Raw genomic sequence first — 12,357 nt, forward strand, 5'->3', positions numbered from 1 at the left:
GGTTTATAATTGAAGCAAGGTGCCGTAGACTCCGTCAATGACCTTCGCCATTTTGGTCAGGTCTAGGGTCTCTAAGGTGTCTGTGGGCTCATGGTAATTCTTGTTCCGGTAGAAAGAGGTGTCAGTGAGCATCAAGGCGCTGTAGCCAAGCTTCCAGTAGTTGAGGTGGTCTGAAAAGTCTATGCCAGGCAAGGCTGGCGGGCCCGTGAACTTCTTGGACTTAATAAGACTGCCAGAGCTAAACCTTCTGCTGAAGTTCTTGGCAAAGGCGCCTGCCCCAAACTTGTTCACCAGCGTGATGTAATTGCCCCTGCTGCCATAAAACAAGGATAGAATTCCCACCGGATAGGTCTGCGATTTCTTCTCTTCTTTAAAGTACCCGATCATCTCCAGAGAAACCATGCCATAGACCTCTGCTTTGTTGTCTGCTAAGGACTTGGCGTGCACGTAACTGCCCATGTGCTCTGTCCTGAAGTAAGGCGGTTCTTCCAGCGTGTACGCTACCAAGTCTACCCGATGGTTTAGCTTTTGGCCTTTCAAGAGGCGGGCTAGTTCTAGCAAGCCAACCACGCCGCTGGCATTGTCATCTGCGCCCTGTTGGTTTCCGCAGACGTCATAATGAGCGCCCACTATCACGCGCTTCTTGTTCTCTGTCCCGAAGGAGGCGATCACATTTTTGTATACCTGCCCGTCTACCGTGTATTCTTGCACAGAAACACTGTCTGCGTATGCTGTAAAGACGTTTTTAATATACTCTGCCGTTTGGTTGAGTTGGTCTAGGTTCTGGTAGTTTCGGGGCTTGGGGGTTTTAGTGATGGTGGTGAGGTGGTGTTTTATGCGGGTAGTGTCTGCTTGCGGAGCGGCAAAGCAGACGGATGACATTATGAAGAAAAGGAAGGCGCTATACAGCTTTAAACGTGTCATGTAGAAATGCTTTGGCTAAACTGATATTCGCAGAAAGTGCTGGCTTAATGCTTTGAATATTAAGGGTTGAGGATGTCCGCGACACTGCGGGTTGGTTTCCGCTTTCGTATGGGTATTTGTGCATTAGCGATAAGCCGACAAGCTACTAAATAATTAGAGGGAGTTTCTGTTGCCCGAATTGCGTCTGAAAGCAAAGAAACAGGACGTCATACCTGATAGACTATTGGCAATTGATCTTATACTCTTTTTAAAAGATAAGGCGCTATCGCAACCCAAACCGGAACTAGAATCCACAGTTTTCCTTCCATGATATTGTATTCTGCCAGTAACTCCTTCAATGAATGCCCACTATACAACCCGAATCCAAACTCAAAGGCTAAGGTTAGAATTAACCACAGAGCCCCAACCAGCATAGCGCTGGCATCACTTTTTAGGGGAAACTTATGGACTACCCAGTAAATGTAAAGCCCGAAGAATATAAGTAGCGTTATGGTAGAAATTTGTCGTCCAGTTATTTCTCCAGTGTGTTGCTTATACCATTCGCGCCCTGCACCATTTGCAATTGCTATTACTAGCATTGGAAACCATAAAAGAAAGTATCTAAGCATCTTGTTAGGTTTTAAAATTACTGCCAATGGACTCGAGTAAGTGGCGGCTAGGCCGTCTGCCGGAGGCTGACGTTTATACAGTGTTGTATACCGTTTATTTTATTTCAAACTGCTTTACCATCCAATGATTAGAGTGATTGCCAACCAAATCAGTTTTTATAGCCTCATCTTTTGAGCCTAAATACTTGTAAATTTTAAGAGAGACAGAATCTGGATACTCTATTAGCCCATCTTCTATAACTTTTGTGGCTGCATCTTTTTGCCCGCTTGCGTTTAAAGCCTCAGATTGATAGACGTAAATTATCGCAGGTACTCTATTGTAAATATTTTTAAACTCAAAGGCTAAGTCAGCCATCAACTCTACTTGAATTCTTGTGTCAGGTCTTTTACCTGCAGCCGCAGATTGACTTATGTGATTTTGGTAGACCATGAACATTAATAATAAATGTCTATTTCTGGTTCTTCCATTTCTAAATAAGTTGTCTAGCTTTCTTGGCGTGTCTTGGCCTAGCTTTCCCGCATCTGATTGCATCACCTGGAAATAAAACTCTTCCATTAAATTAAACACAGCTTTGTCTTGACTGTCTATTTTAGTGTTGCCGCGTATTTTACTAATTCGAGCTTCGTCAGCTTGAGCGAGCGCGTTAAATGAGAAAAAAAATAAGATTATGAATAGCCTCTTCATCGGTCAAAGTAAGATTAATACAAATTAAATAGTACACAACGGACTTGGCCAAAAGGCGGCGTAGCTGGCTTATGGGTGTGGTTAGGGAATAGTAATTCTAATCTTCTTCAACTTCTGTAATGTTCCCGTTCTCCCACGTAACGGAGATATAACTTGAAGCCTTCTCATCGAGTTGCTCAAATGTTATCTCAAACCGAGGGTGCCATATATCGGTCGGGTAGATGGCTGAAAGATATAATTCCTCTTTCCATTCTCCTCGAAGTACATTTTTGTAAACTGACTTATCTGGAAGTTTACTCATTACATCACGAACCAGGTTTTCTAAATTGTCGACTATAGAATAAACTGCATTTAACTGCTGCTTATGAGGTCCAACTGAATTTCCTTCAATGATGAAACAGGTTTCTTTCTTTTGGTTAGCAACTACCTTTACACTTGTCCATGTATAGTTGATTGAAGGGTTATCTCGTTTTATCCTTGTCTTTAGTTCACCTATTTTCTCGTCCTGAATTTTTGTTGATTTACCAAAGAGCAGTTTCAAAAGCATATTCATCAATTTTTATTTTCCCTAACGTCTCGTGTATACCGTGTGCAAGGCATTCAGCCGAAGCATAAGGTATAAACCTTGTTGTAGGATGCTATTTTTAATTTATTTCTTCAGTTAAATGAAGGTATACATCTCCTAAAATTTTATGATGTTCAGCCGTTAAATGAAAGTATTTGGGGTTCAGGTAGTTTATTTCACAATTGTCGAATCCTTCTCCAATTTTAACTGAGTCCTTTATAAAGAGATAGTGGCAAATTTCTCCATCCACAAAGCTTGAGGCTAAATCTTCTATAAGGTTTTCCTTATTTTCTTGAGTCAAAGAGAAATTGAAGTTCTGGTCAACATACTTCTTTATTGCATGTCCCTTCTTATTCTCAGGATTAGAAAGGTCATAAAATTCTGCCGGTAGATTAAATGAAAAACTAATCTTGCAATCCACCTGACAAGCGTCCACAACCGCCAATATTTTATTTAGGTATTCGTATTGAGTCAGATTCATAGTTTTAGTGACCTACAACTATCAGCTAATCGGAGTTATTCGGCTTATCTGCACTATGTGCGAAAGTGATGCAGTGGTTTACAATATCCAAGGAAGATAATACTTTCATTCGTGCTTGCAAAAAACAGGTAATCAGCTCAAAGGATGTGTAGAGGTGGCTTTTACATATGGTAATAGAAGTGTAAAACAGAAATAGCCGTGTTATTACCCGGGTAATAACACGGCTAGCCATGCTGAGCAAATAAGATGAATCCTGGTAGGATAACTTCATTTTTGGCCTGTTTTCCAGAAAACAGGCCAAAAACGACAAACTATCTCTTTACTTGGTCAGACCAATGCAGAGTGTTCAACAGATGCACCACGTCTTTTTTGATGTACTCAATCACCGGGGCCAGAGAGTCATTGGCGGTGGCGGTCCTGAAGTAAAGGGCGCCTCTGAAGAAGTGCTTGGTACTGTCTGTGAGGTAGAACTGGAACTGGCTGGGTACTTCACCCTCTAGCTCAAAGACGCTGGCGGTGATGCCGGTGGGCGTTTTGATCTGGCTTTCCTCAATGGCGTAGGCCTTGATCTGGTGCCGGCTGGTGAGTCTTCTGGCGTCTTCTACCAACTCATTAAACTTCTTAGGGTCCTGGTTAAAGTCCTTGTAAGTAAGCTGAATGTTGGCTCCTAGGGTGGGGTAGTAGATGTCTATCCAGTGCGGCTCTGCAATGCGTGATGAGTCTTTCAATATCCTGGCGTGCACAGAATGCTCAAACACGTAGGGATGCGGCTGGGACAAGACCGTGTACTTGGCAGCCGGTAGGTCTATGCGGTTGTAGCCTTTGGGCTTGGGCGTATATTCTTGCTCACAGGCAGAAAAACCTAGCACAGCCACCACTACAACTACCAATAAAAAGAGGTTATTTTTCTTCATTCTCTGGGTGTGCTACTACTTCGTGCACGCGTACTTTCTTAATTTTTTTACTGTCTGCCGACTCTATAGTGAACTGGTATGGGCCTAAGATGATCTCCTCACCGGTATGCGGTATTCTGGTAAACAGCCTGAGCATGAGACCAGCCACAGATTCTACCTCATTGCGCACGTCTTTAAACAAGTCTGTGGGCGGGTCCATGATCTTGCAGAAATCATGCAAAGAGGCTCGGCCCTCAAACAGGAACGTGTGCTCATCCAGTTGCGTATAGTAGCGGTCTTCTTCGTCATCCAATTCATCATGGATTTCGCCTACAATCTCCTCAATCACGTCTTCTAAGGTCAAAAGACCTGTCGTGTCACCGTACTCGTCTACCACAATGGCCATGTGCACGTGTCGTTCCTGAAACTCGCGTAAGAGCTCATCTATCTTCTTGGTCTCTGGTACAAAGTAAGGGGTTCTAATGAGGTTTTGCCAGACAAAGTCTGCAGGGGCGTTTAAATAAGGTAGTAAATCTTTTACGTAAAGCACGCCGTCTATCTTGTCTAAGCCGTCAGTGTAGACGGGCATACGGGAGTATCCCCATTGCGGAAGTTGCCTAATCAAAGCAGCAAACGGGGTTTTGCGTTGAACGCCCACCACGTCTACCCGGGCCCGCATAATCTGCCTAACCGTGATAGAGCTGAAATTGATGATGGCTCTTAGTAAGCCCTTCTCTTGCGGAGACTGCGGTTCTGAAGGATTGTTATCTAAGGAGATATGCGCTTCTTCAGTGGCAGACGGTGCGCCCAAGACGTGTCTGGTATGCCCCGTAAACTGCTGTAATGGCTCCAGAAGCCTGGTAAACGGAGCGCCTAGCACCGCAGCAGAACGTAAGACCCAAAGTAAGGGAACGTCCTCCTCTTTAGATGCCATGCGTCTACCCCAACCCACGGCTGCTACCCTTGCCAGTAGCACAAGACATGCAGTGGCCAGCAAACCTCCCCAGAGAAGAATTTGCGGCTGGGTCACCAAGTGACTGGCACGCACCAAGGCTCTGAACACCGCAATGGCTAAGATGAGGTACAGGGTGGTAGACACAAACGTGCCCGCCGCCAAAAGGGGCTGAGGGTGGCGTAAGAATCTTTCGGCTGTAAGGCTAAGACCCGCTGGCGTTCTATCTACTGATGAAAATGAGTGAAGGTGTCTTAAAAAACCGGCCAAGGCGACCGTTATAAGAAGGATGCCCGCCAGACAGGCCAAGATCAGGCTCACAGGCGCAGCCCAAAAGGCCCAGGACTCTGTGGAGGGAAGGATGAGAAGTAGAGAGCCCCAACTGGAGGGCTCTCCTAGAGATGGTATACTTTCCAAAATGAAGGTATTGGTTCAACAATAAGGTTTAGAAAGGAAGGTCGTCGGGCTCCTGCTCAGCAGAGAAGGATGAAGATGAATTTCCTTTAGAAGAAGACGATGACGAGCTGGCAGTGGCGTTAGCTGCGCTGTTGCTTTGCTCATAGCTACTACCGTTGCCATTGCTGTTGCCAGAGCCGCCATCGGTGCGGCCACCCAGCATGGTCATGTTGTCGGCCACAATCTCTGTGCTGTAGCGCTGTATGCCTTCTTTGTCCTGGTAGCTGTTGGTTCTAATCTTGCCTTCAATGTACACAGACTGACCCTTTTTGAGGTATTTCTCCGTGACCTCGGCCAGGCCGCGCCAAACCACAATGTTATGCCATTCTGTGCGTTCCTGCTTGTCGCCGTTTTTATCTTTGAACGTCTCAGAGGTAGCCAACGGGAAACGGGCCACAGCCACGCCGCCTTCTAAGTGACGCACCTCTGGGTCTTTGCCCAGGTTTCCTATTAAAATTACTTTGTTAATGCTTGCCATATCTTGGTTCAAAAAGTGCAAAAATATATAACTGTAACTTTAAAAATAATCAAAATAAGTGATCTTTCAAAAACGAATTTATCAAGACTGCTTTGGGTAATTCTTCTATCTCTTCTAAGCTATATAGACTCAGGCCAATAGATTCTTCAACCTCTTTCCTTAAACGGCTGGGCAAAGAAACCAGATAAAATTGCGCCATAATTTTTTGATGGCTCAAAACGTGCTTGTAAGTCTTGTCAATAGGAGTAAAGGCAGGCAGTGGCGTATTTAAATCTTGTTCAAGCAAAGCATGCACCTGTTCAGGAGGCAGGCCAGGCGCCTCAGACTCTACCAGAAAGAAGTCATACAGGCCCATCCAGATGTCATTCTGGGTGCGCTTTTTCATGTAAACCTGGTTGCCTACCTGTAAGGCCGCATAATGAAAGAAGCGTTGCCGGCTGCTCTTGGCTTTCTCTTTGACGGGCAGGGCGCTCACCAAACCGTTTAAGAACGCAAAGCAGGTTTGTTGCAAGGGGCAGAAGAGGCAGTCTGGCGCAACAGGAGTGCACTGGATGGCCCCAAACTCCATGATGGACTGGTTGAACGTGTCAGGCTCGTCTGCCGGAATCAAAGAATTGGCCAGTGCCTCAAAGACTTTTTTGCTGGCGGGCGCGGCAATGTTCTCATGCTTGCCAAAGACCCGTGACAGCACGCGGTACACGTTGCCGTCCAGGACCGCCACCGGCTCTTTGTAGGCAAAGGACGCAATGGCCGCGGCGGTGTAACTTCCTACGCCCTTGAGCTTCAGCAACTCTTGGTAGGTGCCCGGAAAATGACCTCCAAATTCCTCTACTACCTGCTTGGCGGTAAAGTGCAGGTTTCTGGCCCTGGAATAATAGCCCAGTCCCTGCCAAAGGCGCAATACTTCGTCCTGCGGGGCGTTTGCTAAGTCAGAGACCGTGGGGAATCTTTCTATGAACTTAAGGTAGTACGGCAGGCCCTGTTTTACCCGCGTTTGCTGTAAGATAATCTCTGACAGCCAGATAGCGTAAGGGTCACGGGTTTCGCGCCAAGGCAGCGGGCGTTGGTGCCGGTGGTACCATTGTATGAGCGCAGAACTAAAGAAAGAGGGGGTGGGAGCGGGCATGTTTGGTCTTTAACGTGTTGGTTTGCTGGGGTTATACAAATAAAAACGCAGTTTATTTTTTAATTAAATGTTTTACTTTCCAAAAAGCCCGACTACCTTTGCACCCCCGATTTCGGAGTGCTGCAGCGATGCAGACAAGTTGCAACAAACATATTCATCTTCACTCAATATTAACCGATTAAACAAGTGACTAAAGCAGAAGTTATATCAGAAATTGCGGACAAGACAGGGATTGAAAAATCTGATGTTACGGCAACCGTAGAGGCGTTCTTCAAAGTGGTTAAGGACTCTATGGCCGATGGCAATAATATTTATGTGCGTGGCTTTGGAAGCTTTGTGAATAAGAAGCGCGCCAAGAAGGTAGCCCGTAACATCTCCAAGAACACGTCTATCATCATTGATGAGCACTTTATCCCTAGCTTCAAACCGTCTAAGACCTTTGTAGCTAAGATCAAAAACAGCAAAAAGATCAAGGAAGCGGTTGTTTCCTAAGGTTTTAGTATCTTTGCACCCTTATTTGTCCGTGTTTTAATCTTTTCTTTTAAAGAATCATGTCAAAAGGCCGTTTAGCGCTTATTCTTTCTGCCGTAGTGCTGGTGGTAGTGCTGGCGCTTTTGCCTAAGGTGATTATTAACAAAGATAAGAAAGGTACCTTTGCCGCTGACGGCACCGCCGCCCCTGTTGCGCAACAGGATCATGACCCCAACCATGAGGGTCATGAAGACCACGCAGAAGAGGCACCAGCGGCTATGCCCGGCAATCCCCAAGAGGCTCATGCCGCTGCTACGCCCGCTCAGTTAAAAGAGCTGGCAGAGTTGCGCACCAAGTACAACGGGGAGAGCAACAACCTGGCAAAAGCCCAGCTGGCCACTCAGTTAGGCGAGAAGTTTGCCAAGATCAGCAAGTATGACAGCGCCGGCTACTTTTATGAGCAGGCGGCTCTAGCCAGACCTGGTGAGAAAAGCTACCAGAAAGCGGCAGATCAGTATTTTGAGGCATTCAGCTTTGCAGCTACGCAAGAAAGATCCCAGGCTCTGGGTCTTAAAGCGCGCGAGCTCTATGAGAAGGTGTTGAAAAACAACCCGTCTAACCTGGATGCCAAGACCAACACGGCCATGACCTACATTGCCAGTGACAACCCCATGAAAGGGGTGACATTGTTAAGAGAAGTCATTGCCACAGACCCTAAAAACGAAAAGGCACTCTTTAACCTGGGTGTGCTGTCTATGCAGTCTAATCAGTATGACAAGGCGGTAGAGCGTTTTAGAGAGCTGACCATGGTAAACCCTAGCCACATTGACGGCAACTTCTACCTGGGCGTGTCTTTAGCAGAGACCAAGCAGAAGGCAGAAGCCCAGAAGGCGTTTGCCAGGGTAAAGGAGTTAAGCAAAGACCCAGAGGTGCTGGCTTCTGTAGACAGTTATCTGCAGAAGATGAACAGCGCCCAGTAACACTAGAGTTAAAATATTTTTCACTTATAAAAAGATCAAGACTATGCCTTGCGGTAAAAAAAGAAAAAGACATAAGATTGCTACTCACAAGAGAAAGAAGCGTCTGCGCAAAAACAGACATAAGAAGAAATAAGGCATAGTCCTTTGATCTTAAAAGCCCACATTGTCTACCATTAGGCAATGATGGGCTTTTGGTATATTCTTTCATCTAAGCATCTGACACATTGAGTAACGAATTAATTATTAATTCTACTCAAGATGGAGAACGAATAGCCCTTCTTCAGGATAAGCGACTGGTAGAGTATCACTTCGACAGGAATGATACCAACTACTCTGTTGGAGATATTTTTCTGGGAACCGTCAAAAAGGTAATGCCCGGTCTGAACGCTGCGTTCGTAGACATTGGGTACGCCAAAGACGCCTTCCTGCACTACCATGATTTGGGAGAGAACATCAAGACTCTCAACAAATTTGTGAAAGTGGTGCAGAACCAGAGAAACGCCAGCGCCAAACTGAACCAAGTTAAGTTTGAGCCTGAAATTGAAAAGCTGGGCAAGATGGCTGACGTCCTAAAAAAAGGACAGCAGATCTTGGTACAGATTGTCAAAGAGCCAATCTCCACCAAAGGACCGCGTCTCTCTTGTGAGATTTCCCTTGCCGGGCGTTACCTGGTGCTGGTACCCTTCTCTAACACGGTAAGCGTGTCTAAGAAGATTGTCAGCAAAGAGGAACGCACCCGCCTGAAACGCCTCATCACCTCCATTAAGCCGGAGAACTTTGGCGTCATCATCAGGACCGTGGCCGAAGGCCGGGAAGTAGCGGAACTGGACAAGGACCTGCGTGGCATGGTTGCCACCTGGGAAGAAGGGATTAACACTTTGAAGACCGCCAAAGAGCGTGACAAAGTGATTGGGGAGCTAGGGCGCTCCTCCTCCATGTTGAGAGACATTTTGAATGAAAGTTTTGACAACATCGTGGTGGATGACGCCAAGTTGTATGACGAGATCAAAACTTACATTGAGACCATCGCCCCGGATAAGCTCAAGATACTGAAGCACTATTCGGGCAAGGTGAAAACCTTTGAACACTTTAACATTGAAAAGCAGCTGAAATCCCTTTTTGGGAAGACAGTGAGCATACCAGGCGGCGGCTACCTTGTGATTGAACACACAGAGGCCCTGCACGTGGTAGATGTGAACAGCGGCAACAAATCCAACTCTGAGACAGACCAGGAAGCCACTGCGCTCAACGTGAATCTTACCGCGGCAAAAGAGGTAGCGCGTCAGTTGCGCCTCCGGGACCTGGGCGGAATCATTGTAGTAGACTTTATTGACATGAAGTCTGCCGAGAACCGGCAAAAAGTGCAGGATGTAGTGAAAGAAGAGATGAAAAAGGACCGCTCCAAATACACGGTGCTGCCCATCTCCAAATTCGGACTCATGCAGATTACCCGCCAGCGCGTACGGCCTGAGCAAAACATTGTAACCGGTGAAGTCTGCCCAACCTGTCAAGGAAGCGGCAAGATCTCGGCCAGCATTCTAGTGACGGATGACATAGATCAGACCATTGAAGATCTGTTGACCCGCCAGAATCAGAAAAACATTACGCTGTACGTGCATCCGTTTATACACGCCTACTACACCAAGGGCCTTGTCTCTAAGCAGATGAAATGGTTCTTGAAGCACATGAAGTGGGTGACCGTAATGAAGGATACAGCGCTTGCCCTCACAGATTTTAAAGTGATGGATGAGCACGGCGATGAGATTGAGCTAAAGTCGGCTTACTCAGAAGTGAACAGCTTACAAGACAGAGACGTGGTAGTAGAAGACTAGTCTTACCCACCATTCCTCTTATAAAAGAAGAAGCCCCTGCCTCAACAGAGACAGGGGCTTCTTCTTTTATGATCATATCCGTTTTTGGTCTGTTTTCTGGAAAACAGACCAAAAACGATGCTTAGAACTTAATGCCTAAATCCAGGGAGAAGGAGTTGTTCTTTAACTCTACTTTGCTGTCACCAAACAGGTCTGCGTAGTAGGCGTCATCTGCATCGGTTAGGCCACGGTGGTAGGTAATGCCGGCAAACAACTTGGTGCTTTCGCCAATCTTCTTCTCGGCGCCAATGCCAATTAGTACATCAATCTCAAAGGTGTTAAAGCGCTTGGTGTACTTGTCACCGTCTTCATCTACTTTCTTCTCATTCACCTTGGCGTTGAGCATGGTGTTCAAAGAAGTACCCGCCTGAAAATAGAAGCGCGTGTCTGTGGTGATCTCATTGGTAAACAGTTTTAAGGCCACCGGAATCTCCAGATACTGTAGGCTCAATTCATCCTTTCCCTTGATTGTCACTGTGCCATTAGAGGCAGGATCTGGGTAGGAATAGTCATAAGACACGTTTCCGCCTTTGATGTTGTAGGTCAAACCGCCAGAGACGGCGTAATTGGTGCCAAAGAAATAGTCAGCCACCACGCCAATGCCGAAGCCTGGTTTAGCGCCTTCGCCCTCAAATTTGTATTTGTCTTGTGCAGTGGTTCGGCTAAAGGCCAAAGACGGAGATACCTTGACGCCAATTTCTACCTGAGCGTTGGCGTTATTAGAACTGAAAAACAGAGCCAAGGCAAAGGCAGTGGCCGTGATGCAACGAATCATCTTCATGGTATAAGAATAAGAAGGTATTGGTGAATGTTAAGTAAATTTGGCTTAAAGATAAAGAAGGAATACCATGAAAGGACGTTTGCTGTTGTTTTTTAGTGCAGTGCTGTGGTTTGGCTGCCAGAAGAAAGGCTGTGACATACCCCAGGAGATTGCCAAGCTGCCGGTAAAGGTAGAGGTGGAGCAATTGGAGAAGCGCTTTTTCTCTATAAAGACCCTGCCGCAGATGCAGGCCTTTCTGCAGGAAGAGCCTTTGTTTGCTGACCGGTTCCTGCAACGCAAAGGGTATCCTTCAGAAGAGATGTTGGCCCAGGGCCTGTTGAAGCTAGCCACAGACACCAGCCTCACCAAGCTGGTGAAGCAGTCAGATGCGGCGTTTGGGGATTTGTCTGCCGTAGAGAAGGAGTTGGAAAAAGGCTTCAAGCACGTGAAACATTATTATCCAACGTTTTATGTGCCGCCGGTTAAATCCTTCATCTCTGGCTTGAACCGTGATTTACTGGTCTCTGACAGCCTCATTGTGCTGGGACTGGACTTTTTCATAGGCAGAAAGGCCACCTACCGCCCCCAGGCGCCGCAGTACATTCTGGAGCGCTATGAAAAGGAGAACCTGGCCCCGTCTGTCATGCTGTTAGTGTCCAATAAATTCAACAAGACAGACTTTGTGAACAGCACCATGCTAGAGGAGATGATTGACTACGGCAAGTCTTATTACTTTGTAGAGCGCATGATGCCCTGCACGCCAGACTCCTTGATTATTGGCTACACCAGCCAGGCCATTGCCGATGTGCAACACAACGAGGGCAAGGTATGGGCACACTTTATAGAAAAGTCCCTGCTGTATGAGTCCAGCCAGTTCACCATCAGGAAATACATTGGCGAGCGCCCTAACGTACCCGAGATTAGTCAGCGGTGCCCGGGCCGCGTGGGCGCTTGGGTAGGCTGGCAGATTGTGCGCAAGTACATGGCCAACAACCCAAACGTTACGGTACCCCAGTTGATGAATGAGAAAGATGCCCGCAAGATTCTGGACCAGTCTAAGTACAAGCCTCAGAAGAAGTAAGTTTTCTTAGACATAAGACGCAAGAC

Annotated in this window: 14 protein-coding genes; 4 read left to right on the forward strand and 10 right to left on the reverse strand. The window is 46.6% G+C overall.

Annotated elements, in window-relative coordinates; genetic code table 11:
- Nucleotides 1-3: 3 nt before the first annotated feature.
- From ABD880_RS15200 to mutY, 9 genes are all read right to left on the reverse strand, one after another.
- Complete coding sequence (locus ABD880_RS15200; protein WP_345167886.1) at nt 4-924, reverse strand: M28 family peptidase; 921 nt, start codon at nt 922-924, stop codon at nt 4-6.
- A gap of 236 nt (nt 925-1,160) precedes the next feature.
- Entirely contained in the window at nt 1,161-1,532 is a 372-nt protein-coding gene (locus tag ABD880_RS15205; RefSeq protein WP_345167889.1) for a hypothetical protein, read from the reverse strand.
- Nucleotides 1,533-1,626: 94 nt separating this feature from the next.
- Nucleotides 1,627-2,217, reverse strand: a complete 591-nt coding sequence (locus ABD880_RS15210) for a hypothetical protein (RefSeq protein ID WP_345167891.1) — start codon at nt 2,215-2,217, stop codon at nt 1,627-1,629.
- A gap of 97 nt (nt 2,218-2,314) precedes the next feature.
- The gene (locus tag ABD880_RS15215) at nt 2,315-2,764 is read right to left on the reverse strand and encodes a hypothetical protein (RefSeq protein WP_345167893.1); all 450 of its coding nucleotides are present in this window, start codon (nt 2,762-2,764) and stop codon (nt 2,315-2,317) included.
- Between the two features lie 97 nt (nt 2,765-2,861).
- A complete protein-coding gene (locus ABD880_RS15220; RefSeq protein ID WP_345167895.1) occupies nt 2,862-3,263 on the reverse strand; it encodes a hypothetical protein in 402 nt (133 codons plus the stop codon).
- Nucleotides 3,264-3,574: 311 nt separating this feature from the next.
- Entirely contained in the window at nt 3,575-4,177 is a 603-nt protein-coding gene (gene gldD, locus ABD880_RS15225) for a gliding motility lipoprotein GldD (protein WP_345167897.1), read from the reverse strand.
- The gene (locus ABD880_RS15230; RefSeq protein ID WP_345167899.1) at nt 4,164-5,429 is read right to left on the reverse strand and encodes a transporter associated domain-containing protein; all 1,266 of its coding nucleotides are present in this window, start codon (nt 5,427-5,429) and stop codon (nt 4,164-4,166) included. The genes gldD and ABD880_RS15230 overlap by 14 nt, the downstream gene beginning before the upstream one ends.
- A 124-nt stretch (nt 5,430-5,553) precedes the next feature.
- Nucleotides 5,554-6,042: a single-stranded DNA-binding protein gene (locus tag ABD880_RS15235; RefSeq protein WP_345167902.1), complete on the reverse strand. Its 489-nt coding sequence runs from the start codon at nt 6,040-6,042 to the stop codon at nt 5,554-5,556.
- 49 nt (nt 6,043-6,091) lie between these two features.
- Nucleotides 6,092-7,168: an A/G-specific adenine glycosylase gene (mutY, locus tag ABD880_RS15240; protein WP_345167904.1), complete on the reverse strand. Its 1,077-nt coding sequence runs from the start codon at nt 7,166-7,168 to the stop codon at nt 6,092-6,094.
- Between the two features lie 186 nt (nt 7,169-7,354).
- Here mutY and ABD880_RS15245 point away from each other — a divergent pair, with 186 nt between their 5' ends.
- From ABD880_RS15245 to ABD880_RS15255, 3 genes are all read left to right on the forward strand, one after another.
- Nucleotides 7,355-7,660 (forward strand): HU family DNA-binding protein, encoded by a 306-nt coding sequence (locus tag ABD880_RS15245; RefSeq protein ID WP_066506288.1) that lies wholly within the window; start codon nt 7,355-7,357, stop codon nt 7,658-7,660.
- Nucleotides 7,661-7,719: 59 nt separating this feature from the next.
- Complete coding sequence (locus ABD880_RS15250) at nt 7,720-8,619, forward strand: tetratricopeptide repeat protein (protein ID WP_345167908.1); 900 nt, start codon at nt 7,720-7,722, stop codon at nt 8,617-8,619.
- Nucleotides 8,620-8,843: 224 nt separating this feature from the next.
- Nucleotides 8,844-10,451, forward strand: coding sequence for an Rne/Rng family ribonuclease (locus ABD880_RS15255; RefSeq protein ID WP_345167912.1), 1,608 nt, complete (start codon nt 8,844-8,846; stop codon nt 10,449-10,451).
- Nucleotides 10,452-10,572: 121 nt separating this feature from the next.
- Here the strand turns inward: ABD880_RS15255 and ABD880_RS15260 are convergent, their stop codons facing one another.
- A complete protein-coding gene (locus tag ABD880_RS15260; protein WP_345167914.1) occupies nt 10,573-11,271 on the reverse strand; it encodes a porin family protein in 699 nt (232 codons plus the stop codon).
- A gap of 67 nt (nt 11,272-11,338) precedes the next feature.
- Between ABD880_RS15260 and gldB the strand changes: the two genes are divergently transcribed.
- A complete protein-coding gene (gene gldB / locus ABD880_RS15265) occupies nt 11,339-12,331 on the forward strand; it encodes a gliding motility lipoprotein GldB (protein WP_345167917.1) in 993 nt (330 codons plus the stop codon).
- Nucleotides 12,332-12,357: the final 26 nt, after the last annotated feature.

The organism is Nibribacter koreensis (genome assembly GCF_039541795.1).
In the GTDB taxonomy this organism is placed as follows: domain Bacteria; phylum Bacteroidota; class Bacteroidia; order Cytophagales; family Hymenobacteraceae; genus Nibribacter; species Nibribacter koreensis.

Excerpts from the sequence above, each read along its gene's own strand:
- ABD880_RS15200 (WP_345167886.1), bottom strand. The coding sequence starts at position 924 with ATGACACGTTTAAAGCTGTATAGCGCCTTCCTTTTCTTCATAATGTCA.
- ABD880_RS15205 (WP_345167889.1), bottom strand. The coding sequence starts at position 1,532 with ATGCTTAGATACTTTCTTTTATGGTTTCCAATGCTAGTAATAGCAATT.
- ABD880_RS15210 (WP_345167891.1), bottom strand. The coding sequence starts at position 2,217 with ATGAAGAGGCTATTCATAATCTTATTTTTTTTCTCATTTAACGCGCTC.
- ABD880_RS15215 (WP_345167893.1), bottom strand. The coding sequence starts at position 2,764 with ATGCTTTTGAAACTGCTCTTTGGTAAATCAACAAAAATTCAGGACGAG.
- ABD880_RS15220 (WP_345167895.1), bottom strand. The coding sequence starts at position 3,263 with ATGAATCTGACTCAATACGAATACCTAAATAAAATATTGGCGGTTGTG.
- gldD (WP_345167897.1), bottom strand. The coding sequence starts at position 4,177 with ATGAAGAAAAATAACCTCTTTTTATTGGTAGTTGTAGTGGTGGCTGTG.
- ABD880_RS15235 (WP_345167902.1), bottom strand. The coding sequence starts at position 6,042 with ATGGCAAGCATTAACAAAGTAATTTTAATAGGAAACCTGGGCAAAGAC.
- mutY (WP_345167904.1), bottom strand. The coding sequence starts at position 7,168 with ATGCCCGCTCCCACCCCCTCTTTCTTTAGTTCTGCGCTCATACAATGG.
- ABD880_RS15250 (WP_345167908.1), top strand. The coding sequence starts at position 7,720 with ATGTCAAAAGGCCGTTTAGCGCTTATTCTTTCTGCCGTAGTGCTGGTG.
- ABD880_RS15260 (WP_345167914.1), bottom strand. The coding sequence starts at position 11,271 with ATGAAGATGATTCGTTGCATCACGGCCACTGCCTTTGCCTTGGCTCTG.
- gldB (WP_345167917.1), top strand. The coding sequence starts at position 11,339 with ATGAAAGGACGTTTGCTGTTGTTTTTTAGTGCAGTGCTGTGGTTTGGC.